The sequence below is a fragment of the Luteithermobacter gelatinilyticus genome, assembly GCF_005849285.1.
GTDB lineage: Bacteria > Pseudomonadota > Alphaproteobacteria > Sphingomonadales > Emcibacteraceae > Luteithermobacter > Luteithermobacter gelatinilyticus.
In genome coordinates this window covers 131,722-154,468 of record NZ_CP040517.1, presented here as the reverse complement: position 1 = coordinate 154,468, position 22,747 = coordinate 131,722, and the positions used below count along the sequence as shown (strand labels likewise).

The following is a 22,747-nucleotide window of genomic DNA, read 5'->3' as shown; positions in this document are numbered from 1 at the left end:
CTAGCTTCTGGCCTGAGCTTTGGTTTGACTTTCCGCTTTCGCCGTTTCGTTACGTTTTTTAAGAAGATCCTTCAGCACATCCAGATCATGCAGGATCCGATCCACTTGATCGTCATCCAGATCGCCGAGAATTTCATTAATCCAGCCTTCGTGGCGGTCGGCCATTTCCTTGAACACGGTGCGCCCCTTGGGGGTCAACCCCACGCTGTAGATTCGCCGGTCTGTAGGCAATACCCAGCGTTTGACCAGCCCCTCCTTCTGCAACCGCTCAACAACGCCTGTCACATTGCCATTGGACACCAGAAGCTGTTTCGACAATTCGCCCATGGTCAGACCACCCGGCGCCCGATACAGCGCAGACATCAGATCGAACCGCGGCAGGGTCACGCCAAATTCATTGCGGAACCGGCCGCGAACCTCTTTTTCGATCATGGTGCTGTCGGTAATCAGCCGGAGCCAGAGCCCCAGGCGTTTCTTGCTGCTGTCGGTTGTGCTGGTGTCCGGCATCGCCGCCCCTTACATTACTTCTCCGCCGGCCACGGAAATGGCCTGCCCGGTGATTGATCCACTGTCTTCCTGGCACAGCCACAACACCGCCGCCGCCACTTCTGCCGGCTGGATAAACCGTTTCTGCGGATTGTGCTTGGCCAATTCGGCCACGGCCTCTTCACGGCTGCGGCCGGTCTTGGCCATAATATTCTCTATCGCATCAAAAGCAATATCCGTTTCGGTGAAGCCGGGGCAGACCGCGTTCACGGTCACCCCCTTCTGGGCCAGTTCCAGAGCCAGCGCCCGCGTCAGCCCCAGCACCCCGTGTTTGGCGGCACCGTAAGCGGTGACATAGGCATACCCTTTAAGCGCCGCGGTACTGGCCACGGTGACAATACGCCCCGCGCCCTTGTCCAGCATATCCGGCAATGCCGCCTGCATGCACAACCACGGCCCCAAAAGATTCACATCCAGCATGGCCCTGAGGTCATCGGGCCGGGTTTTCAGAAACGGCACCGATTTGGCCGCCCCGGCGTTATTGACCAGAATATCCACCGGGCCGTATTTTTCACGGGCGGCGGCGAAAGTCGCCGCCACAGCCGCTTCATCGGTCACATTGCAGGCCAGAGGGATTGCCTCAGGCAGGCTTTCCGCTTTGGCTTGCAGCACCTCTTCATTGCGGCCCAAGAGACTGAGCCGTGCGCCTTCGGCTGCCAGAGCATCGGCGATGGCGGCCCCGATCCCCCGGCCGCCGCCGGTGACAATGGCATGTTTTCCTTGCAAACGTCCTGTCACAATATTCTCCTCAGGCATTTAGCCGTTACGCATTCAGGGCCATTTCGGCGGCCCGCTTGAGATTGGTCTCCAGCTGGGTGAAGGCCGTCAGATACTGTTTGGGCACCTGAACCGCCGGCCCGTGATATTCCTGCTCGGCCGCGCTGCGGATGACCCATTGCGGATCCATCAGATGCGGCCGACCAATGAGCACCAGATCAGCGCGGCCCGCCGCCAGGATGCTGTTGACATGATCGGTTTCAAAGATGTTGCCAACCGCCATGGTGGACACATGCCCCTCGTTGCGGATCTGGTCCGACATGGGGGTCTGGAACATACGCCCGAAGACCGGGTTGACCTTGTGAACCGGCAGGGTCTGTCCGGTGGACACATCAATAATATCGGCGCCCGCATCCACAAAAGCCTTGGCGATCAACACGGCATCCTCGGGCGTAATCCCGTCCTTGCCGATCCAGTCCGTGGAAGAAATCCGCACCGACATCGGTTTATGATCCGGCCACACATCGCGCATCGCCTTGAACACCTCGATTGGGAACCGCAGACGGTTTTCCAGAGAGCCGCCATATTCATCGGTCCGCTGGTTGCTGACCGGCGTGATGAAGGAGGACAGCAGATATCCGTGGCCGGCATGCAGCTCAACCATGTCGAATCCGGCTTCCTCGGCCCGACAGGTGGCTTCCACAAACTGGTTCAGCACCCGGTCAAAATCCTCTTTCTGCATTTCCCGCGGGGTCTGGTTGGCGTCGTCCCATTTGATCGGCGAGGGCGCAATCAGTTCCCAGTTGCCGTCATCCAGCGGCACATCGTAGCCTTCCCAGCCCACTTTGGTGGACCCTTTGCGGCCCGCATGACCAAGCTGCAAAGCGATTTTCGCCTGGCTGTGTTCATGGACAAAATCCACAACCCGTTTCCAGGCCTGGGTGTGTTCATCCGTATAGATGCCGGCACAACCGGGGGTGATGCGTCCTTCGGCGGACACATCGGTCATTTCCGTGAACAGAAGACCAGCCCCGCCTATGGCCCGCGCGCCGTAATGGACAAAATGGAAATCGTTGATCAGGCCGTCCTTGGCGGAATACATGGACATGGGAGAGACCGCCACCCGGTTGACCAGTTCCATATCGCGGATCTTGTAAGGGGTAAACATTGGCGGCGGCGCCTTGCCTTCCGGCGGCTGCTTGCCCACGGCCCGGAACGCCCGGTCGGAGAACCATTTCTCCACGCCTTCCAGCCATTCCTTGTCGCGCAGACGCAGATTTTCATGGCTGACGCGCTGCGAACGGGTCAGCAGCGAATAGGTGAACTGCGTCACATCAAAATCGAGATACCGGTCCAGTTCCTCGAACCAGGACATGGAGTTGCGGGCGGCGGACTGCAATTTAAGCGCCTCCAGTTCCCGTTCGTCCTGATAAGTTTTCAGGGCGTCCTTGACCGGCAGGCCGGAATTAAGATGTTCGGCAAGGTTAATGGCGTCCTCAAACCCCAGCTTGGTGCCTGACCCGATGGAGAAATGCGCGGTGTGGGCCGCATCCCCGATCAATACAATATTATCCTTGACCCAGGTATGGCACAGCACCCGCGGGAAGTTGATCCAGGCCGAACCGCGAATATGGGAGGATTTGGTCATCAGCTTGTGACCGCCCAGATATTTTTCAAAAATCTGACGACAGGTTTCGGCGCTTTCTTCATGGCTCATATGCTCGAAACCCCAGGCATCATAAGTTTCCGGACCACATTCTACGATAAAGGTGGACGTATCCTTGTCGAACTGGTAGGCGTGCACCCACATCCAGCCATGCTTGGTTTCCTCGAAAATAAAGGTAAAGGCGTCATCGAATCGCTGGTGGGTGCCAAGCCAAACAAATTTATTGGGGCGCACATCAATATCGCAGTCAAAGGCTTCTAGATTATTGTTCCGCACCTTGGAATTAAGACCATCGGCGGCCACAATCAGGTCCGCATCTGAAAACTGCTCCAGGTCCTCTAGCTCAATCTCCGTCTGGAAATGCATTTTCACACCCAGTTCCCGGGCGCGGTTATACAGAATGTCCAGAAGCCGCTGGCGGCCGATGCCAATAAAACCGTGACCGCCGGAGCGGACCACTTCATTTTTGACATGAACATCAATATAATCCCAATGAATAAGCTCACCGATCATGTTTTCCGCACTGACCGGGTCATTGGCACGTAGGTTTTCCATGGTCTGATCGGAAAACACCACCCCCCAACCAAAGGTATCATCGGGGCGATTCCGTTCATACACGGTGATGTCATGCTCGGGGTTGCGCAATTTCATGGAAATGGCAAGATATACACCAGAGGGGCCACCGCCCAAACACACGATTTTCATAATGAAGATCCTTTCGACTCGTTCATTGACTATTTATTTTATACTTAAATGTATAAGCAAAACAGTCTTTTGTTACCTACCAGAGAATCAGGGATAAAACTCTATCCTATTGTTTTATATTAATTAATTTGAATTAGTTTATCCCTTCTTCAGACCCTGAAAACCCTTGTTATCCCTGGATTTTTTTATTTCTGTTGATTTATTATTTTAAACATGAAATATTTTTTTGCAACAAATTTTAAGACCCTGAAAGCTGATTGACAGCAAAATGACGATGAGGTGATTATGAACAAGACAGGAACCAAGGGAAAAATTCTCCTCCCCCCCGACTGGCCCAGGCCCAAGGGATATTCCAACGGTATCATGTGTGAGGGAGAAATGATCTTCCTGGCCGGCACCGTCGGTTGGAATGAAAAGGAAGAATTTCCCAGTGACGATTTGGTGGACCAGTTCCGCCAATGCCTGATTAACATCACGGCCCTGCTGGTCGAAGCTGGGGCCGGTCCTGAACATGTGGTCAGACTGACCTGGTATGTGACGGATATGGAGGAATATCGCCGCCGGCTGCCGGAAATCGGTGCCGTATACCGGGAATATATGGGGAAAAACTTCCCCACCATGGCCTGTGTTGGGGTTACTGCCCTGGTGGAAAAGGAGGCCAAAATCGAAATTGAAACTACGGCGGTATTGCCGCGGGAAACCGCCTGAACATCCGTTTCCCGGAAACCGCGTCAAGACGGGATCGGGTCCTCGCGAGGACTCTTTCATATCATAAATGACTTACGAAAGCCCCCGACCCAGATTGACATCTTGCAAAACATCGAAGAAAAGTATGCTGAAACAGTGAAGGACTTTTCTTCACAATATATTCAGGAGTGAAGATAATGAGCAAATTTAGCTGGCCGAGTGCGCCGTGGGATGATGTGCTGTTGCTGGAGGACAGTCTTACGGAAGAGGAACGCCTGATCCGGGACAGTGCGCGGGATTTCTGTCAGGAGGTGTTGCTGCCGGGGGTTCAGGAGGCGCACCGGCATGAGATTTTCGACCGCTCGATCATGACCCGGATGGGCGAGCTGGGCTTTTTGGGCCCGACCATTGACGGGTATGGCTGCGCCGGGGTGGGCTATGTGGCCTATGGCCTGATTGCGCGCGAGGTGGAGCGGGTGGACAGCGGCTATCGGTCCGCCATGAGCGTGCAAAGTTCGCTGGTGATGTATCCGATCTATGCCTATGGCTCGGACGCACAGAAGGAAAAATATCTGCCCAAGCTCGCCACCGGCGAATGGGTCGGCTGTTTTGGCCTCACCGAACCCAATGCGGGGTCCGATCCGGCGGGCATGCAGACCCGGGCGCGGCGCGTCGACGGCGGCTATTCCTTAAGCGGCGCCAAGATGTGGATCACCAACAGCCCGATTGCCGATGTGTTTGTGGTGTGGGCCAAATGCGATGACGGGGTGGTGCGCGGGTTTATCCTGGAAAAAGGTATGACGGGGCTTTCCGCCCCCAAGATCGAAGGCAAGTTTTCCTTACGCGCCTCGATTACCGGCGAGATCGTAATGGACGAGGTGTTTGTGCCGGAGGACAATCTGCTGCCGGGGGTAGAAGGACTGAAGGGCCCGTTGGGCTGTCTTTCCAACGCCCGCTATGGCATCGCCTGGGGGGCGCTGGGGGCGGCGGAATTCTGCTGGCATGCGGCGCGGCAATATACCCTCGACCGCAAGCAGTTCGGCCGGCCGCTGGCGGCCACCCAGCTGATCCAGAAAAAACTCGCCGACATGCAAACCGAGATCACGCTGGGGCTGCATGCCTGTCTGCAGGCGGGACGCTTAAAGGACAAAGGCAAGCTGTCGCCAGATGCCATTTCCCTGCTCAAGCGCAACAATTGCGGCAAGGCGCTGGAGATTGCCCGTACCGCCCGCGACATGCATGGCGGCAACGGCATCGCCGACGAATACCATGTCATCCGCCATGTGCTCAACCTGGAGGCGGTCAATACCTATGAGGGCACCCATGATGTCCACGCCCTTATCCTCGGCCGCCTGCAAACCGGACTCAATGCGTTCTAGAGTGAATTGTGCACCGGTTCAGGAAACACCATCACCCCTTCCCCGCCCGACGGGGAAGGGTTTTTTATGCCGAACACGGAAACAAACACATGCCAGAGACAAACACATGGCTGACGTTGCTTACGCTTGCCATGACGTGAAGCTGCGCCGTCATCGCCCCCATGACACGGCACGGATAGAGAATCCAAACATGTCAGCTCAGGCGGGTAATCAACGCCTTCATCATGTCTTTGAGGGTGTCCTGCTCTTTTTTGCTATACTCCCTCAAGACCCTTTTTTCATGGGCCAGAGCCCGGGGGATAAGATCCTCCACCAGCGCACGCCCCTTGGCCGTAATGGCGACAAATACCTTGCGCCGGTCTTCTTCGGAGAATCGCCGATCCACCAGACCGTCTTCGGTCATACGGTCAATCACTTTGGTCAGCGTAGATTGCTGCATCATCACATAATCACATAATTCACCGATGGTCAGTTGATCCCGGTCCCGCAACGTCGCCAGCACCCGCCAGGTCGGCACGCTGACTTTCTGTTTCTTGATCTGGGTATGAAAATCGTTGCTGACCAGAAAGGATACCCGCGCCAGCAAATACAGCAGATAATTGTCAATGAACCTGTCCGCCTCATGGTGAGGAGGGGGGCCGGCACGGCCTTGTCCGGGCTGTTTGCTGCCGGACACCCTTGCCGGTTTTTTTTCCGGTTTCCTGTTGTTTTCCACTATCTTATCTCATCCAGGCTTTTTGTTGTTCCATCATAACAAAGGGCAGATAACCTGCCTAGGCGGGATTCATCCCCTGCGCCGCTCAAAAAGTTAAAAGGTAATGTCCCCTTCCATAAAGTCAAAAACATATTGAGGGGTTCCGTCCGTCAGTCGTTTTGGGGATCACACACTGAGCCAAAGAGAAAGCATGGCTTGCCCCCAAAAAGAAACATGCTTATCCTCTTGCCGGATCAGGGATGTGGCCCGCCTCTCCTACGGGAACGGGCCATGAGACAACGACACAAAATAAAAAGGGAATGCTGCATGCCGGAAGACACTGTCGCCAAAGATATGTCTGTCGCTTATATCAATCATCCGAAGTTCAGAAAAATGCTGGCGCGCCGCACTGCCGTCACACTTGGCCTAACAGCCTTTATTCTGCTCGTCTACGGATTTTATATTTTCGCCACCGCCTATCTGCCGGAACTGATTGCCCAACCGGTGAGCAACGGGGCTACCCTGACCTGGGGCATTATTCTGGTGCTCGCCGTAATTGTCAACGGCATGCTCTGCGCGGGAGTGTACACCTGGTGGGCGAACCGCCGGTTTGACGTCCTCAAAGACGAGTTTCTGAAGGAGGTCAAAAAATGAAAAAACGGATGTTTCCTCCTTTCCTGATCAGAATCTGTGCCGGGCTCGCGGCAGGCGCGGGCCTGCCGGCGCTGGCCATGGCGGCCGGCGGCGGCATTGACGGGGAGATCGAAAAACAGCCCCTCAATCTTAACGCCATCGCCATGTTTTTTCTCTTTGTGCTGGCCACGCTGGGCATTACCTGGTGGGCGGCGCGGCAAAACAAGACCCGGGACGATTTTTATGCGGCCGGCGGCGGCATCAAGCCGTGGCAAAACGGCACCGCCATCGCCGGGGATTTTATGTCGGCGGCCACCTTTCTGGGCATTACCGGGGCATTGTTCGCCTTTGGCTATGACGCCACGCTGCTGGCCGTAGGGGTGATGGCGAGCTGGCCGGTGATCCTGTTCCTGATCGCCGAACGGCTGCGCAATCTTGGCAGTTATACCTTTGTGGATGTGGTGTCCTTTCGCCTTGATAAAAAACCGATCCGCACCCTGTCCGCCATCGGTTCCCTGTCGGTGGTGATTTTCTACCTTATCGCCCAGATGGTCGGAGCCGGCAAGCTGATCCAGCTGCTGTTCGGCATGGATTATGTTTATGCGGTGATACTGGTCAGTTTCCTGATGATCCTCTATGTGAGTTTTGGTGGCATGCTGGCCACCACCTGGGTGCAGCTGATCAAGGCCATCCTGCTGCTGATCGGCGGCAGCTACATCGCCTTTGCGGTGCTGGTGCATTTTGACTTCAACCTGAATGCCATTCTGGAAAGCGCCGTCACCCATCACCCGCGCGGAACGGAAATCATGAAACCGGGCCTGTGGATGGACAATCCGATCTCCATCATGTCGCTGGGCCTGACCATGATGTTCGGGATCATGGGTCTGCCCCACATATTGATGCGTTTCTTTACCGTCAAGGACGCCAAGGATGCCCGCAAGTCAGTATTCTATGCCACCTCCATCATGGGCTATTTCTACATCCTGATCGTCATTATCGGTTTTGGCGCCATCAGCTTTGTAATGAACAATCCGGACTATTATGACGCCGCGGGCAAGCTGATCGGCGGCGGTAATATGGTGGCGCTGCATCTGACCCATATCACTGGCGGCAATCTGATGCTGGGTTTCATGTCGGCGGTCGCCTTTGCCACCATTCTGGCGGTAGTGGCGGGGCTGACGCTCGCCGGCGCGGCGACCGTGGCCCACGACCTTTATGCCAAAACCTTCCGCACCACCCCCGTTACCCATGTGGAGGAACTGAAGGTATCGCGCATTTCCACTTTCGTGCTGGGCGCGATCGCCGTCATTCTCGGCATCGCCTTCGAACATCAGAATATCGCCTTTATTGCCTCACTGGCCATGGCGATTGCGGCAAGCGTGAATTTCCCGATCCTGATCCTGTCCATGTACTGGCGGGGACTGACCACTCGCGGGGCGGTGTGGGGCGGGATTGCGGGGCTTGTCTCCTCCATCGGGCTGATGATTCTGGGGCCCGGTGTGTGGGTCGATGTGCTGGGCAACAGTGAAGCTATCTTCCCCCATGCCTATCCCACCTTCTATTCCATGCCGCTGGCGTTTATCGTCATCTGGCTGACATCTCTCACCGACAGGAGCAAACGGGCGCAAACGGAAAAAGCCCTGTTTGACGAACAACTGGTGCGTTCCGAAAGCGGCATCGGTGCCACCGCAGCGACCAAACATTAATCACTTCACCAACCAAACTCAAAGGCCCCGCCTGAACTTCAGGCGAGGCCTTTTTTGTCATATGGGGTGATCGACAGTCAGAAGCCGTAGGCCGCGCCGAGCTCAGGATCCTTTTCCGCCACCCGCCGGGCCAGATCCACAATCACCTTGGCCTGTTTCCAGGTGGCATCATCCTGCATCTTGCCGTCGATCATCACCGCACCTGTGCCATCCGGCATGGCCTCCAGGATTTTTTTGGCAAACAGCACCTCATCCACATCTGGGCTGAAGACTTTCTTGGCGATGGCAATCTGTTTCGGATGCAGCGACCAGGCCCCCACGCAGCCCATGAGAAACGCATTGCGGAACTGCGCTTCGCAAGCCGCATCGTCGGAAAAGTCGCCAAACGGGCCGTAAAAGGCCTTTAACCCATAGGTCATACAGGCATCGACCATTTTGGCCACCGTGTAATGCCACAGATCCTGTTGGAACAGCATGCGCGTTGCCCCATCCCCCGCGCTGTCTTCCAACACACCATAAAAGGGATGACCGCCGCCCACACGGGTGGTTTTCATGCCGCGCGAGGCCGCAAGATCCGCCGGCCCCAGGCTGATGCCGTGCATGCGCGGGCTGGCCGCTGCGATCTCGGCCACATTATTCACCCCCTGCGCCGTTTCCAGAATGGCATGGATCAGGATTGGTTTTGTGATTTCATGACGGGCTTCGAGCTGCGCCAGCAGCTGGTCCAGATAATGAATGTCCCACGGCCCTTCCACCTTGGGCAGCATGATCACATCCAGCTTATTCCCCACCGCGCCGACAATTTCCGTCAAATCATCCAGCACCCAGGGCGAATTCAGGCAGTTGATGCGGGTCCACAGGCCCGTATCCCCGAACTCCACGGATGTGGCCACCTCGATAAAACCGGCCCGGGCGGCTTCCTTGGCGTCGGCGGGAATGGCGTCCTCCAGATTGCCCAGCAGCACATCCACCTGCCCCACCATATCCGGGACCTTGGCGCGCATCTTTTCCATATGCGGCGGAAAAAAGTGAATCATACGCTCCAGCGCCACCGGAATTTCCCGATACGGCTCCGGCGCCCCGATGGCCAATGGTTTGAAAAAATCTTTTGGCGGTTTTCTCATTTTGATAAACTCCCTGACTGATCCGCCCCGCCCTTGGGGCCGGGACCGAAAAATGCCGTAATGTTTATTAAATCATAGAAATAGTCATCCGTGTTGTTTATTAATCTACCAAGATATTGGCATAAATCCACAGAAAATTTCGCAGTTGCGAAAAGATATGCAATTTTCTTATGATGAAAAAGAATATTTATGCTGTAATGCAGCATAACGCCGCCCGAATCCTGGCTGAATCCCGGATTTGGCTGCCCAGACAAATCGGCCAGACAAGTCAGCCAGATAAACCAGGACGCAACGGCTCATCAGGATAGGACATGACGCAGGACATCACTTTGGCAGATTTTATTGTTATCGGGGGCGGCATAGCAGGAGCCAGCGCCGGATATTTCTTGTCGGAACTTGGCAGGGTTGTTCTTCTGGAACGGGAAAATCAGCCCGGCTATCACAGCACCGGCCGCTCCGCCGCCGTGTTCAGCGCCACCTACCAGCACGGCGACAGGGTATTACGGGCCCTGGTGCTGGGCAGTGCGGATTTTCTTGAAAACCCGCCGGCGGGTTTTGCGCAACACGATCTCTTGTCTCCCCGGCAGATGATGTATATTTGCGACCGGGCCGATTTCACGGCGCTTGAAGACATGTATGACACGCTGGCCCGCGTCACCGAAGACATAACCTGGCTTGCGGCAGACGAAATTGCCAAACTGCTGCCGGCCTTAGCCCCGCCATTTCAGGAAAAGGCCCTGCTGGAACGGCATGTGAAGGACATTGACGTCCATGGGCTGCATGAGGGTTTCCTGCGCGGACTCAGGGCCCGGGGCGGACAGGTGCACCTGGAGGCCCCGGCCCAGGATATCACCTTTACAAAAGGCCATTGGCAGGTGCATACCCCGGCCGGTACCTATCGCGCACCCATCGTGGTTAATGCCGCCGGTGCCTGGGTGGACAAGATTGCCGCGCGGGCCGGCGTCCGTCCTATTGGCATCCAGCCTCTGCGGCGCACGGCCATCCTGGTGGACCCGCCTAAGGGCCAAAATGTCGCCGCCTGGCCTTTTGTCACCGAGGTGCATCAGAAATTCTATTTCAAACCGGATGCCGGCAGGCTTCTGGTCTCCCCCATGGATCAGACCCTGTCTGATCCCTGTGACGCCCAGCCGGAGGAACTGGATGTGGCCTATGCCGCCCATTATATCGAACAGGCCCTGAATACACCGGTGCGCCGCATTCATCACCGCTGGGCCGGCCTCAGAAACCATGTGGCGGATCACCGCCCGGTAGTCGGTTTTGCCCCGGAAGCCCCGGGCTTTTTCTGGCTTGCGGGACAGGGCGGTTTTGGCATCAAGACCGCCGTGGCGCTGGGCCGGATCACCGCTTCGCTCATTAACCGAACCGGCCTGCCGGAAGACTTAGTGGCGCGGGGCCTTATGGAAAGAGATATTTCCCCGCTGCGCCTGTTCGGATAGGGGTCGATGACGGTCCACAGGCTTTGCGGATTGCCTCGTCATGCCTTAAGCGCGATCCGGCCTTCACCGGGGCCCCGGAAAGACACCAGAATTGTGTATCATTAACCCGGATAAAATCTAATCCAGCACAAATGGCACCGGATAGGCGCCCAACCGTTTTTCCACCTTGGCCCGGGCGGCGGCGGACGCGCCCGGCTTCAGCCGGATCGTGGCCAGTGTGCCCTGCTGCGGGTCCGCATCAACATGAATGTCCGCCAGATCCGGAATATCGGCCAGGGCGGCGGCAAATTCCCGGCGAATGGCATCATAACGCAGAGCCGGTTTGAAGATCTTGCCCACGGCGGTCAGCGGCAAGTGATCCAGAATATAGATCGCCTTGGGGATGGCGGCCCGTTCGGCAATATGTTCTTTGGCAAAGGCCAGAAGATCCTCTTCCGTAACCATCGCGCCAGGTGTGAGGCTGACATAGGCCACAGGCAGCTCACCGGCATAACTGTCCGGCTGGCCAACCGCCGCCGCTTCGCGCACCGCCGGATGGCGGGCCAGGGCATTTTCGATCAGCGCCGGATCAATATTGTGACCCCCGCGGATAATCAATTCCTTGGCCCGGCCCGTAAGCCAGAAATACCCGTCGCTGTCCTGACGTCCCATATCGCCGGTATTCAACCAGCCGTCTGCCACCCAGATATCTTTATTGGCCTCCTCTTGGACATAGCCGGGGAAAACATTGGGGCCCTTGATCACCACTGCGCCGATCTCATCCGGGACACAATCGCGCACATAACGCCCCGCTTCATCCAGAATGACGGTTTTCATCTGTTGATAGGGCAGACGCAAGCCAATGGAGCCTACCCGCCGTTCACCATCCCTGGGATTGAAACTGCTGGCACAGGTGCCTTCGGTCAGGCCATACCCCTCCAGCAGGGCAAGGCCGGTCAGGGCCTCAAACCGGCGAATGGTTTCCCGCGGCATGGGCGCCGCGCCGCAAATGGCAAAATCGAGGGAACTGAGATCTTCGCCCTCCAGCGGCACGGACAGCAGGCTTGCATAAACCGTGGGCACCGCTGAAAAGAACGTCACCCGATATTTTTCCACAATTTTCCAGAAATTGGCGATCAGGGCCGGCGTACGGTATCCCATCGGCGTCGCGAGGACCACCGTCGCCCCGTGCAGAAAACAGGTCAGGCCCGTCACCATGGCCGCATTCACATGAAACAGCGGCAAACCGCACAGCCCCACGGCCTCTTCCCCGATCTGGCCCGCCACCGCGATCATCAGGGCATCCGCCACCTCGTTACGATGGGTATGCTGCGCCAGCTTCGGCACCCCCGTGGTACCGCCGGTATGGAACAGAGAACAGATGTCATCAGGCCGGATCCGGCGGCCACTATCTAGCATCGCGGCGTTATACCGGTCAATGACGTCCTCATAAGGTATAACATCGGGAGGTATAATATCGGGATCATTGCTGTCTGCGGCGCCGCCCACCCGGATAATCTTTTCCAGCGACGGCACCAGATCCCGTACCGCCAGGGCCTTGTCCCAGAGATCGGTGCCCGGCACCGGCCCCAGGGCGACGAGGAGTCGGCTTTTGGCCGCGCACATGATCCCCGCAATATGTTCCACATCCAGAAGCGGGTTGATAGGATTGACAATGCCGGCCGCTTCGCCGCCCCACAACACAAAATGCGTTTCCGGCAAATTGGGCAACAGGTAGGACACCACATCCCCAGGCCCAAGGCCCAGATCATGAAACAGATTGGCGGTCTGTGTCACACGGGTGAAAAGCTGGCCGTAGGTGAGGGTCCGGGGTGGCTCCTCCGGTTGGGCCGTGGCAAGAAACTGCAAGGCCGGCTTGTCGGGCATTTGCCGCGCCGCTCTGGCGATGACGGCATAGCTGGTAAACTCCCCGTCATACCGTTCCTCAAGCGGCACGCTTTCGATGGCTTCAATATCCGACAGTTGCGCAACCTTCATCCCCTATTTCCCCATATCTGACCCTGTGACATAAACTCTGGCAACAGGCTACACCATTGTGAGAAAAGAAGAAAGAACCGATGGCTCCCTACGGCGCCTGCGTGTCCTTCTGATGACAATTCACTCTAGAACGAGACCCGGCCCATCAACATGTCCTTAAACATGACGAAGTCCCCCATCAGGCTGTAGAGCGGATACTGGAAGGTGGCCGGTTTGTTTTTTTCAAAAAAGAAATGCCCCACCCAGGCAAAGCCGTATCCGCAGATCGGCAGCACCAGAAGCAGCAGGAAGGACCCGGAAAACACTGCATAGAAAAACAGCAGGATGACCAGGGCCGTGCCCAGAAAATGAAGCCGGCGACAGGTGCTGTCCGCATGTTCGGACAGATAATAGGGATAAAATTCACGAAACGATCTGTATTTCCGGGTCATGTACGCCTCCCATTAGAGTGAATTGTGAATAGGTTGGCTCAATTCACTCTGGCCTCCAATATATCGTTTTTGAAACCCGAGTCTCAACAGTTTTACGAATCCCAAATTGGGACTCCCTGAATCATAATGCAGGATCAGCATCTTACCGAGGCACATTCTCTTGAAGTTAAGAATGTGGTAATGTTTCTGTTCGTCACGGGAAAGGTGGGGAAGAAAAAATGCTAAAATCTCAGCTTCGCACATTTTGTGCAGCGTTTGTCATTTCCTATGTGCTGTCCGTTATTCTGATTGTCGGTTTTGGTGCCTGAGCCGGCGCCAAACAAGCTTCACGACGCGTTATTCTGCATAGAGCCATATTCTGCATTGACTCAATTATAAGGAGATTGACGCGAAACGCCGTCCCTCTAGGCACAAAAATATTTTCGACAGATCACGGAATCCACATATCTTATTGACACGTAAAGAACACTGCCGTTAGATCGTCCCTCAGCGGGCGAGGGCTTCGTTTGTCAAATTTTTCAAAAAACGCCTCCAGCACACGCCGGCTGTCCCCGCCGTCGGCAAGGCAGCTGCGGAATATTTCCTGCACCCCCGCCTCTTCCAGCCGGGTGCCGTCATGACAGGGGGTTTCAGCCAGCACATCACTATAGATAAACAAGACATCCCCGGCTGCCAAGGGAAGCCTCCTGTTGATATAGTCGGCCATTGGCTCCACCCCCAGCGGCAGCCCCTCGGGATCCAGGAGCTCCACCCGCTCCGTTCCCCTTTTCCCCAGCAAGGGCACCGGACAGGCTGCCGAGGCATAGGTCAGTGTCCTTTCCGCGGCATCAATCAGGCCACAGAACATGGTCGCAAACTGTTCCACCGGCAACAGCTTGCACAGTTCCCGATTCAGCACCTCAAGGTAAGCCGCCGGAGACTCCATTGCGGCCACCTGCGAGATCAGAGAATGCAGCCGGAACGTATTGAGGGCCGCGGAGACCCCATGCCCGGCAAAATCCACCATATAAAAAAACAGCTTTTGTTCACCAAGCCGCTGCAAACCCCAGAAATCTCCCCCTAGCTCGTCGGAACTTTCATAACGATAGGCGACCTGAATCCGCATCTCCTTTTCCACTTCATCCAGAAGCTCCTGGCGCGGCAGCAACGCAGTCTGCATGTCCCGGGCAATTTCCAGATCACGGGTCAGGCGCTTCCGATACGCTCTTAAGTCCCGCAGCAAAAACCTGTTTTCCAGATGAATTCGGGTTCGGGCGCAGATTTCCAGTGGCGAGATTGGTTTGGCAATCAGGTCCGTGGCCCCAGCATCAAACACCTGGGCACGTTCTTCCGGTTCGGACATGGCGGTTTGTACCAGAATGGGCAAGTCACTGAACATTTCATGCGCCCTGAGTTTTCGACACACCTCGAACCCGTCCGTATGGGGCATGATCAGATCCAGAATAACCAGATCCGGGTTGAGTTGACTGATTTTATCCAGAGCATCCTGACCGTCAACGGCAAGATGAAGGTTATGGAATCCCGCCTGGGTCAGATAGTTATGGATCAGAAGCCGATTAAGCTCCACATCATCGACAATCAGAATACATCCGCCGAGGACTTCCCTGTTAATGATAGACGACGTTTTCTTCATTGATCATTCCAGCTCCGTGACAATCCTGATCCTCCCCCGAAAGCATAAAAATTGCTTTTGCCACAGGCAGGCTATGCGGTTCATCTCCTCCGCGCTCATTCAATATCAAACATCTTGTCAAAACGGGCCACGACAAACATACGTTTCACCTGCCCCTGCGGCCCGCGCAGAATCAGTCTTGACGACGCCTTGCTGATTTCATCCCGCGCCAGAAGCAACATGCCAAGACCGGCAGAATCAATAAAATCAACTTCAGAAAGGTCAATGATGTTTTCCACTGCCCTCTCTGCCAGCATATGATCAATCATTTCCCGGAATTCTTCCAGATCGGAAAAAGTCACCTTTTCTCTAAGTTTGGCTTCATTCACACCGTTTTTTTTGATCAATTGATAGCGCATTCATATCCCCTTGTTCTGGAACAATACTCGCGTGAATCCCTTCACCATTCACTCTAGAGTGAATTGTGCATAGGGTGGCTCAATTCTGTTGGCGGATTGCGGCCCGCCTCACGCGGAAGACGGCGCCGGGCGATGCGGGGCATCGGGCCAGGCGTCTGACAACGTGAGCGGCCCCAAGCCGCCAACCCGAAGGGCCGGGCCGCTCTGGCCCAGTTCCTGCGGGATTTGGCTGGGCCGTACCGCCAGTATGACCTGCACCAAATCCCTGGCTCCTGAACCAGACCTGACCGGCAGAACGGGTCAACCTCTTCACCATTCACTCTAGAGATGATAAGGGGCACGAAACCGCAGTGCCACCAAAAAGTGTCCCCAAAACAGCATCCGGCCTCTTTGGCATGGTGAACAACACAAATTCCGAAGCACTTGGCAATACCCCGCTCATCTATATCAGGAAACCCTAAACAGTTTTCTTTAACAATGACTTAAAACAAGCCTACACGGTTTTATTAACCGGGCAGTAAGATTTCCCGCGTAATCTCCTGTGTAAGGAAGACGACCGCCCCACAAAAAACACAATATAGGCCTATAGGGAGAGTTTGGCACATGGGGCCGCCTCTGCTTTCTGGAGAATCCGCGTAAACGCATAAAATTTCCATAATTTAGACTTTCATAATACAATAATACAGTGGCAGCCCGGAAAATCGCACATCATGACCATCCTGATTATCAGCCATAAGGACCTTAAGGCGCAACCCATTCTGGCAGCCCTGAACAGCCAGAACATGGCGCATCATGTGGTGAACACTCTGGAAGCCGCGATGGCATATCTTAAACAGAACAAGACCAGCGCCGAACCCCCCCACAATCAGGACAAAGCCGTCATTCTCAGCGACCGCATGTTTCTGGATCAGGGACAGACCCTATCCCAAGCATTGCAGAAAGATCCCCAACTACATGACATTCCCATCATCGTCGCCGTCAACGACAGCTGCTCCGACCACCTGTTGCATGAAAGATACCAGAACAGTGTCTACTGGTTCCATCAGCCCTTTCGCGAAATTGCGTTATTGTCCACCTTGAAATCCGCCCTTGCCGATTATCGCAAGCGTCAGGAGCTACGCCGGGAAATCAAATCCCGCGATAACATTTTCGGCTTCATCAAAAGCGGCATCTTCCGGATCAAAACGTTCGAACAGGCTGAGAAACTCGCCACCATGCTGTCCCTGGCCTGTCCGGAACCTGACCGTATTGCGCTGGGCCTTCTGGAGCTTTTGATCAATAGTATCGAGCACGGCAATCTCGGCATTGGTTTTGAGGAAAAACGAGAGCTGATTCAGAACGGTCGCTTAAAATCGGAAATCAAACGACGCCTAGCGCTGCCGGAAAATCGGGACAAATTTGTCGAAGTGGCTTTCGATTTGGGCGATGATCTTGCCACCTTCAGGATTACGGATCATGGCGAAGGTTTTGATGTGGACAAATTTTTCCAGCGCCCCCTGGAGAATAATATCCTGCCTTCGGGACGGGGTATTGCGCTCGCCCGCAGCGCCAGTTTCGATTATATGGAATATCTGGGCAATGGAAACATGGTGTTGGCCGTGGTTTATTTCAAAACCTGATTACCTGATTCAGGTTGCAAAAATCCTTACGCTGCCTATGCTGGGGCCGCTGCGATGGTTCGAGACCGAATGAGGTAGTCATGTCTTCTTCTCCCCTGTATCTTCAGAAAGACGGTGAAATCGCCTGGATTGTCCTGAATCGGGCGGACCGCAAAAATGCCCTTAATCAGGCCATGTGGGAGCGCCTTCCCGCCCTGATTCAGCAAGCCGCGGACGATGCTCAGATCAAGGTTCTGATTTTGCGTTCCGCCACCCCCGCCGTCTTTTGCGCCGGCGCCGATATCAGCGAATTTGAAACTTTCATGGAAGATGCCGTCAAACGGGATGAAAACCGTCGGGCCATCCGCGCCGCCTGCCAGGCCCTGGAACACTGCCCCCTGCCAACACTCGCCATGATCCAGGGGCCCTGCGTCGGCGGGGGCTGTATCCTGGCCTTGTGCTGCGACATGCGTTTCGCGGATGATGCCTCCCGCTATGGGATCACGCCGGCCCGGCTCGGGCTCATTTACGGGCTTTCCGACACAAGGCGACTGGTGGATCTGGTGGGGGCCAGCCGGGCCCGGGACATCCTGTTCTCGGCCCGTATTTTCGGGGCCGGAGAAGCCCTGCAAATGGGTCTGATCAATGCGTTATATCCGGCCGGGGAGCTGGAGCAAGCCGTGCGGGACTATGCCCGCCGGCTGGCCGCCAATTCCCGTTTCAGCCTGCATCATATGAAAGCCCTCCTCGGACGTGTCCTGACCGGCGCGCGGGACGATGACGAGCTGTCAGAAAACCTGTTTAATGATGCCTTTGACGGGGAAGATCACCGGGAAGGTGTCGCGGCATTTTTGAATAAACGTTCCCCGGAATTCACCTGGCACCCCCACCAGAAGCATCAACCGGACAAAAAAGCCTGAACGAGAGACGCCCCCTTCCTAGAGTGAATTGCGGATGGGTTGGCTCAATTTACTCTAAAATTGTTCCCCATAGAACCGCTACCGCCGGGCGGCATTGGCAATGCGCAGACAAGCCCGCGCGCAAATGGTTTCCGCTGGCATGTCCGTGGATTTGCAGTCCTGTTCCGCAAGCGTAATGATTTCCAACGCCCGGGACAGGCCTTGGGTTGTCCATCGGCCAAGGTGGTTTTTAAACCGGCCCGCCTCCATGGGAAAAATTCGGGGCGTCAACTTGTTCATGGCCTGCTCCGCCGGCACCCCCTGATCCATCAACCCGCGCACGAAATGAAGCTGTTGCAACCGGCGTGACAGGGCATAAAGCACCGAAACCGGATTTTCTCCCCGATTGAAAGCCTTGAACAGTACATCATCCAGCCGCTTAAGGTCCCCGCCGGTCGTGGCTTGGGCAATCATGTCCAGGGTCAGCGCCCCGCTGTCCCCGACACAGGCCTGGACATCCTGCAATGTGACCGTCAACCTTGCCCCATCTTTCGGGGCGCCCATATAGGTAACCAGTTTTTCCAATTCGCTGCGGGAAATCATCCGGTCACTGCCCATATTGGCTTGCAGGTAGGCCACCGCCGCCGGCTCAATATCAAGATTATGCTGGCGCATCACATCCCGAACAAGGTGTTCAAGGGAAGCCGCATTGTCTTCATAACAGGCAATAGCCGCCGCGTTTTTCGCGCCTTCAAACAATTTCCTGAGCGACGAGGACGGCCGCAGGTTTGCGGCAGTGATTACCACCAGGCCGTCTTCCCGGCCGCTGTCCCGCGCGCTGTCCAGAAAGGACCTAGCCGCCGGCGTTACCACATCTGTGGCCCCGTCCACCCGGATGACCCGCCGTCCCCCCATCATGGAAACCGCCGCCGCCTCATCAAGCAATAGCGCCGGTTCTGATTTCAGGCTGTCCGGTGTAAGATTGGCCACCAGAAACGGATCCTTGAGGTCTTCGACCACCTGTCGGGCGATGCTTTCCGCCCGCTCGCGCACCAGTCCTTCGTCAGGACCATAAATGAGCACCGCCGCATAAGCAGGGTTTAGCTTCTTGACCTGGGTCTCAATGTCGCGATAGGAAATTTTCATATATCGCGGTTCCCGGGATTATTTCCTGTCCTGTTCATTCTGTTCCGCCGGCACGTCCGGCGCAGCCACCGCCCCGTCTTTGCCGTTCTGGCTGAAATAAGCCCCAAGCCGGGCGACAATCCGGGTCGCTACCTCATCAGACAGGCGTTCCAGCGCCGTATTGCGGGCAATCATGTTGGAATAATCGGATTGCACCAGATCAAAAGTCACCAACGCCCGCGCCATGGATTCCACGACCACTTTGCTGCTGTCCGCTTCTTCCAGACGATAGAGTGCCAGAAGCTTAAGGTTTTGTACAGTGACCGATTCGCTTTCCGTGAAACCGTACCCGTGTTCTTCCACCTGGAAACTGACCTTGAGGACATAGTCGGCAGACGTCACCTCGCGCCCCGGGCTGAGGCGGGCGGCAAGGTTGTTGCGGATGACCTGGCCAATGCGGGAGTTGCGGCCCTCACCGTCACGAATTTCCACCACCCGGATCTTGGCCATGACGTCCGCCATATCCTGGCCCTGGTCCGAGAACCGGCCATACATGGGTTTAAAGCCGCAGGCCGCCAAGGCCAGCAACACCATCGCCACCAGCCCTGTCTTGACCATCCTGCCGCTGCCTTTGTGTGTCATGTTCCGCCTGTTATCTTCCGCCTGTCATTTTTGTGCGCGCCCCGTCACCCCCTAGACCACAATATTGACGATCTTGTTGGGCACCACAATGACCTTGCGCACCTCCTTGCCGTCGATACTGGACCGCACCTTGGGCAAGGCCAGCGCCAGTTTCTCCAGCTCAGCCTTATCCATATCCTTGGCCACCTCCATTGTATCGCGCAGTTTGCCGCGAATCTGCACCGCAATGGTAACGGAACTTTCCTGCATCAGTTCTTCGCGGGCCTTGGGCCAGGGCGCATCGGCCACCAGTCCCTCGCCGCCAAGTTCGGCCCACATCTCTTCGGCCAGATGAGGCATCATCGGGGCGCAAAGCTGCACGATGGTCACCAGCGCCTCCCGCAGCGCCCAGGCGTCGCCCTCCGACCCGTCAGTTTTAAAGGCAGCAATGGCATTGGCGAATTTATAGACCTGGGCCACGGCGGCATTGAAATGAAACGCCTCGATATCCTTTTCCACCGCCGCGATGGACTGATGAGTCATCCGCCGCAGATCCTGTGCCTGTTTGCTGAAGGTGGCCGGCTCTGTCAGGGGCGCGGCTGCCGCCTTATTGATATTGCCGATCACCAGCCGCCAGAGCCGCTGGGTAAACCGCCAGGCGCCTTCGATGCCTTCTTCCGTCCATTCCAGATCCCGTTCCGGCGGGCTGTCGGACAACATAAACCAGCGGGCCGTATCCGCCCCGTACTGGTCAATGATCTCGCTGGGATCAATGACATTTTTTTTGGATTTGGACATTTTGATGGAGCGGCCCACCCGCACCGGCTCACGGCTATCTTTTTTGACATAGGTCCCGTCTTCCAGCCGCACCAGCTCCGCCGGGCTGACCCAGTTGCCGTCCTTGTCCTGATAGGTTTCGTGACAGACCATGCCTTGTGTGAACAGGCCGGCAAAAGGCTCATCAAGATCCAAAAGGCCGACTTTTTTCATGGCCCGGGTGAAAAAACGCGAATAGAGCAGATGCAAAATGGCGTGCTCCACGCCGCCCACATACTGATCCACCGGCAGCCAGTAATCCACCGCCGCCCGCTCAAAGGGCTGGTCCGATTTCGGAGAACAGAAACGGGCGAAATACCAGCTCGAGTCAATAAAAGTATCGAAAGTATCCGTCTCGCGCCGGGCCGGCTTGCCACACTGTGGGCAGTCCACATGTTTCCAGGTGGGATGGTGGTCCAGCGGGTTGCCGGGTTTGTCAAAACTTACATCTTCAGGTAACTTGACGGGCAGATCCTGTTTCGGAACCGGAACAATCCCGCAGGCCTCACAGTGAATCATCGGGATCGGCGCGCCCCAGTAACGCTGGCGGGAGATTCCCCAGTCGCGCAGGCGGAAATTGACCGTGCGTGTGCCGACCCCCGCCTCTTCGGCACGCCGGGCGATTTCCTGTTTTGCCGCTTCCGTATCCAGGCCATTCAGGAAATCGGAACGGATCACCGTCCCGGCCCCGGTATAGGCTTCCCAGTCCACTTCAAAGGTTTCCCGATCTTCTCCCGGCGGGCAGACCACGGTGCGCACCTCAAGGCCGTACCGGCGGGCGAAATCCAGGTCGCGCTGATCATGGGCGGCAGACATAAAAATGGCACCGGTGCCGTAATGCATCAACACAAAATTGGCCACAAAGACGGGCAGCTTGCGGTCCGGTTCAAACGGGCTGGTGGCGGTCACGCCAGTGTCAAAACCCTTTTTCTCCATCTTTTCGATGGCTTCTTCGCTGGTGCCACCGCGCCGGCATTCCTCGATAAACGCCTGAAGTTCGGGATTATCCTTCGCCAGTTTTTCCGCCAGCGGGTGATCCGCGGCCACCGCCATACCACAGGCCCCGAACAACGTATCCGGACGGGTGGTGTAAATCTCCAGCTTGTCAAAACCGTCCACGCCCTGCACGTCAAAAAAGAGCCTGAGGCCTTCGGACCGGCCGATCCAGTTTTCCTGCATGGCGCGCACCTTTTCCGGCCAGCGGTCCAGCCCCTCCAGGGCGCTGTTCAGCTCGTCGGCAAAGTCGGTGATTTTCAGGAACCACTGGCTGAGCTTGCGCCGCTCCACCGGCGCCCCGGAGCGCCAGCCGCAGCCATCCACCACCTGCTCATTGGCCAGCACCGTCTGATCCACCGGATCCCAGTTGACCCAGCTTTCCTTACGATACACCAGGCCCGCCTCATAAAAATCCAGAAACATACGCTGTTCCTGGCCATAATAGTCTGGATCACAGGTGGCAATCTCCCGCGACCAGTCCAGGCTGAGGCCCATCTGTTTCAGCTGACCCCGCATATGGGCGATATTTTCATAGGTCCATTTGGCCGGATGCACCTTGTGTTCCATGGCGGCGTTTTCCGCCGGCATGCCAAAGGCGTCCCAGCCCATGGGATGCAGCACATTATATCCTTTGGCCCGGCGATAACGCGCCACCACATCTCCCTGGGTGTAGTTGCGCACATGTCCCATATGGATCTTGCCGGACGGATAGGGAAACATTTCCAGCACGTAATATTTTGGCCGGGACGGGTCTTCCGTCACCCGAAACGTGTTACGCTCGTCCCAGATTTTCTGCCATTTGGCCTCGGTCACTGCGGCGTTATAGCGTGTCATTCATGGTATCCCGAATTTCAGTGTATCCCGAATCTCCGACGGGGCCCCGCATGCCAGGCCCCAGGTGGTTCGTGGAAATTTTTTCCGATCGTTGTATCGTTTCAG

The 22,747-nt window shown here is 56.2% G+C and carries 20 protein-coding genes; 7 read left to right on the top strand and 13 right to left on the bottom strand.

All coding sequences use genetic code 11. The features are described 5' to 3' along the window. Genes FE788_RS00725 through FE788_RS00715 form a run of 3 tightly spaced genes read right to left on the bottom strand, consistent with a single transcriptional unit; the run spans nucleotide 1 to nucleotide 3,634 of the window. The gene (locus FE788_RS00725) at nucleotides 1-507 is read right to left on the bottom strand and encodes a MarR family winged helix-turn-helix transcriptional regulator (RefSeq protein WP_138378847.1); all 507 of its coding nucleotides are present in this window, start codon (nucleotides 505-507) and stop codon (nucleotides 1-3) included. Between the two features lie 9 nt (nucleotides 508-516). Further along, the gene (locus FE788_RS00720) at nucleotides 517-1,284 is read right to left on the bottom strand and encodes an SDR family NAD(P)-dependent oxidoreductase (RefSeq protein WP_210414061.1); all 768 of its coding nucleotides are present in this window, start codon (nucleotides 1,282-1,284) and stop codon (nucleotides 517-519) included. Nucleotides 1,285-1,309: 25 nt separating this feature from the next. Then, nucleotides 1,310-3,634 carry a bifunctional salicylyl-CoA 5-hydroxylase/oxidoreductase gene (locus FE788_RS00715; RefSeq protein ID WP_138378845.1) on the bottom strand — a complete coding sequence of 775 codons (2,325 nt, stop codon included), beginning with the start codon at nucleotides 3,632-3,634 and terminating at the stop codon, nucleotides 1,310-1,312. Between the two features lie 285 nt (nucleotides 3,635-3,919). Here FE788_RS00715 and FE788_RS00710 point away from each other — a divergent pair, with 285 nt between their 5' ends. Together FE788_RS00710 and FE788_RS00705 are read left to right on the top strand one after the other, a co-directional pair. Then, complete coding sequence (locus FE788_RS00710; RefSeq protein ID WP_138378844.1) at nucleotides 3,920-4,342, top strand: RidA family protein; 423 nt, start codon at nucleotides 3,920-3,922, stop codon at nucleotides 4,340-4,342. Between the two features lie 176 nt (nucleotides 4,343-4,518). After that, complete coding sequence (locus FE788_RS00705) at nucleotides 4,519-5,700, top strand: acyl-CoA dehydrogenase (RefSeq protein ID WP_138378843.1); 1,182 nt, start codon at nucleotides 4,519-4,521, stop codon at nucleotides 5,698-5,700. Nucleotides 5,701-5,893: 193 nt separating this feature from the next. Here the strand turns inward: FE788_RS00705 and FE788_RS00700 are convergent, their stop codons facing one another. After that, on the bottom strand, nucleotides 5,894-6,415 hold the full coding sequence (locus FE788_RS00700; protein WP_210414059.1) for a MarR family winged helix-turn-helix transcriptional regulator: 522 nt from the start codon (nucleotides 6,413-6,415) through the stop codon (nucleotides 5,894-5,896). Nucleotides 6,416-6,721: 306 nt separating this feature from the next. On the opposite strand from FE788_RS00700, the gene FE788_RS00695 reads away from it, so the two are divergent. After that, complete coding sequence (locus FE788_RS00695; protein WP_168190203.1) at nucleotides 6,722-7,048, top strand: DUF485 domain-containing protein; 327 nt, start codon at nucleotides 6,722-6,724, stop codon at nucleotides 7,046-7,048. Continuing rightward, on the top strand, nucleotides 7,045-8,733 hold the full coding sequence (locus tag FE788_RS00690; RefSeq protein WP_168190202.1) for a cation acetate symporter: 1,689 nt from the start codon (nucleotides 7,045-7,047) through the stop codon (nucleotides 8,731-8,733). The genes FE788_RS00695 and FE788_RS00690 overlap by 4 nt, the downstream gene beginning before the upstream one ends. Nucleotides 8,734-8,810: 77 nt before the next feature. On the opposite strand, the gene FE788_RS00685 is transcribed toward FE788_RS00690, so the two are convergent. Then, a complete protein-coding gene (locus FE788_RS00685; RefSeq protein ID WP_138378841.1) occupies nucleotides 8,811-9,857 on the bottom strand; it encodes an HpcH/HpaI aldolase/citrate lyase family protein in 1,047 nt (348 codons plus the stop codon). A gap of 311 nt (nucleotides 9,858-10,168) precedes the next feature. Here FE788_RS00685 and FE788_RS00680 point away from each other — a divergent pair, with 311 nt between their 5' ends. After that, nucleotides 10,169-11,314 (top strand): NAD(P)/FAD-dependent oxidoreductase, encoded by a 1,146-nt coding sequence (locus tag FE788_RS00680; protein ID WP_210414056.1) that lies wholly within the window; start codon nucleotides 10,169-10,171, stop codon nucleotides 11,312-11,314. A 117-nt stretch (nucleotides 11,315-11,431) separates the two neighbouring features. Here FE788_RS00680 and FE788_RS00675 read toward each other — a convergent pair whose 3' ends face one another. The 5 genes from FE788_RS00675 to FE788_RS13980 form a co-directional block, all read right to left on the bottom strand. Next, a complete protein-coding gene (locus FE788_RS00675; protein ID WP_138378840.1) occupies nucleotides 11,432-13,291 on the bottom strand; it encodes an acyl-CoA synthetase in 1,860 nt (619 codons plus the stop codon). A gap of 125 nt (nucleotides 13,292-13,416) precedes the next feature. Further along, the gene (locus FE788_RS00670; protein WP_138378839.1) at nucleotides 13,417-13,722 is read right to left on the bottom strand and encodes an Mpo1-like protein; all 306 of its coding nucleotides are present in this window, start codon (nucleotides 13,720-13,722) and stop codon (nucleotides 13,417-13,419) included. Nucleotides 13,723-14,170: 448 nt separating this feature from the next. Continuing rightward, entirely contained in the window at nucleotides 14,171-15,355 is a 1,185-nt protein-coding gene (locus FE788_RS00665; RefSeq protein ID WP_138378838.1) for a PP2C family protein-serine/threonine phosphatase, read from the bottom strand. Nucleotides 15,356-15,450: 95 nt separating this feature from the next. Then, nucleotides 15,451-15,753, bottom strand: coding sequence for an STAS domain-containing protein (locus tag FE788_RS00660; RefSeq protein ID WP_138378837.1), 303 nt, complete (start codon nucleotides 15,751-15,753; stop codon nucleotides 15,451-15,453). Between the two features lie 108 nt (nucleotides 15,754-15,861). Further along, nucleotides 15,862-16,011 carry a hypothetical protein gene (locus FE788_RS13980; RefSeq protein ID WP_168190201.1) on the bottom strand — a complete coding sequence of 50 codons (150 nt, stop codon included), beginning with the start codon at nucleotides 16,009-16,011 and terminating at the stop codon, nucleotides 15,862-15,864. A 452-nt stretch (nucleotides 16,012-16,463) separates the two neighbouring features. Between FE788_RS13980 and FE788_RS00655 the strand changes: the two genes are divergently transcribed. Continuing rightward, nucleotides 16,464-17,372 carry an ATP-binding protein gene (locus tag FE788_RS00655; protein ID WP_138378836.1) on the top strand — a complete coding sequence of 303 codons (909 nt, stop codon included), beginning with the start codon at nucleotides 16,464-16,466 and terminating at the stop codon, nucleotides 17,370-17,372. Between the two features lie 80 nt (nucleotides 17,373-17,452). Beyond that, nucleotides 17,453-18,271, top strand: coding sequence for an enoyl-CoA hydratase/isomerase family protein (locus tag FE788_RS00650; RefSeq protein ID WP_138378835.1), 819 nt, complete (start codon nucleotides 17,453-17,455; stop codon nucleotides 18,269-18,271). A 78-nt stretch (nucleotides 18,272-18,349) separates the two neighbouring features. On the opposite strand, the gene holA is transcribed toward FE788_RS00650, so the two are convergent. From holA to leuS, 3 genes are read right to left on the bottom strand one after another with little or no spacing between them, the layout of a single operon-like run. Continuing rightward, complete coding sequence (holA, locus tag FE788_RS00645) at nucleotides 18,350-19,396, bottom strand: DNA polymerase III subunit delta (protein WP_138378834.1); 1,047 nt, start codon at nucleotides 19,394-19,396, stop codon at nucleotides 18,350-18,352. A gap of 18 nt (nucleotides 19,397-19,414) precedes the next feature. Further along, nucleotides 19,415-20,017, bottom strand: a complete 603-nt coding sequence (lptE, locus tag FE788_RS00640; protein ID WP_138378833.1) for an LPS assembly lipoprotein LptE — start codon at nucleotides 20,015-20,017, stop codon at nucleotides 19,415-19,417. A gap of 51 nt (nucleotides 20,018-20,068) precedes the next feature. Next, a complete protein-coding gene (leuS, locus tag FE788_RS00635) occupies nucleotides 20,069-22,642 on the bottom strand; it encodes a leucine--tRNA ligase (protein WP_138378832.1) in 2,574 nt (857 codons plus the stop codon). Nucleotides 22,643-22,747: the final 105 nt, after the last annotated feature.

Coding starts and splice junctions, on each gene's coding strand:
- FE788_RS00675 (WP_138378840.1), bottom strand. CDS start 13,291: ATGAAGGTTGCGCAACTGTCGGATATTGAAGCCATCGAAAGCGTGCCG.
- FE788_RS00690 (WP_168190202.1), top strand. CDS start 7,045: ATGAAAAAACGGATGTTTCCTCCTTTCCTGATCAGAATCTGTGCCGGG.
- FE788_RS00705 (WP_138378843.1), top strand. CDS start 4,519: ATGAGCAAATTTAGCTGGCCGAGTGCGCCGTGGGATGATGTGCTGTTG.
- FE788_RS00650 (WP_138378835.1), top strand. CDS start 17,453: ATGTCTTCTTCTCCCCTGTATCTTCAGAAAGACGGTGAAATCGCCTGG.
- FE788_RS00665 (WP_138378838.1), bottom strand. CDS start 15,355: ATGAAGAAAACGTCGTCTATCATTAACAGGGAAGTCCTCGGCGGATGT.
- leuS (WP_138378832.1), bottom strand. CDS start 22,642: ATGACACGCTATAACGCCGCAGTGACCGAGGCCAAATGGCAGAAAATC.
- FE788_RS00655 (WP_138378836.1), top strand. CDS start 16,464: ATGACCATCCTGATTATCAGCCATAAGGACCTTAAGGCGCAACCCATT.
- FE788_RS00670 (WP_138378839.1), bottom strand. CDS start 13,722: ATGACCCGGAAATACAGATCGTTTCGTGAATTTTATCCCTATTATCTG.
- holA (WP_138378834.1), bottom strand. CDS start 19,396: ATGAAAATTTCCTATCGCGACATTGAGACCCAGGTCAAGAAGCTAAAC.
- FE788_RS00695 (WP_168190203.1), top strand. CDS start 6,722: ATGCCGGAAGACACTGTCGCCAAAGATATGTCTGTCGCTTATATCAAT.
- FE788_RS00715 (WP_138378845.1), bottom strand. CDS start 3,634: ATGAAAATCGTGTGTTTGGGCGGTGGCCCCTCTGGTGTATATCTTGCC.
- FE788_RS00710 (WP_138378844.1), top strand. CDS start 3,920: ATGAACAAGACAGGAACCAAGGGAAAAATTCTCCTCCCCCCCGACTGG.
- FE788_RS00685 (WP_138378841.1), bottom strand. CDS start 9,857: ATGAGAAAACCGCCAAAAGATTTTTTCAAACCATTGGCCATCGGGGCG.
- lptE (WP_138378833.1), bottom strand. CDS start 20,017: ATGACACACAAAGGCAGCGGCAGGATGGTCAAGACAGGGCTGGTGGCG.
- FE788_RS00680 (WP_210414056.1), top strand. CDS start 10,169: ATGACGCAGGACATCACTTTGGCAGATTTTATTGTTATCGGGGGCGGC.
- FE788_RS00660 (WP_138378837.1), bottom strand. CDS start 15,753: ATGCGCTATCAATTGATCAAAAAAAACGGTGTGAATGAAGCCAAACTT.
- FE788_RS00725 (WP_138378847.1), bottom strand. CDS start 507: ATGCCGGACACCAGCACAACCGACAGCAGCAAGAAACGCCTGGGGCTC.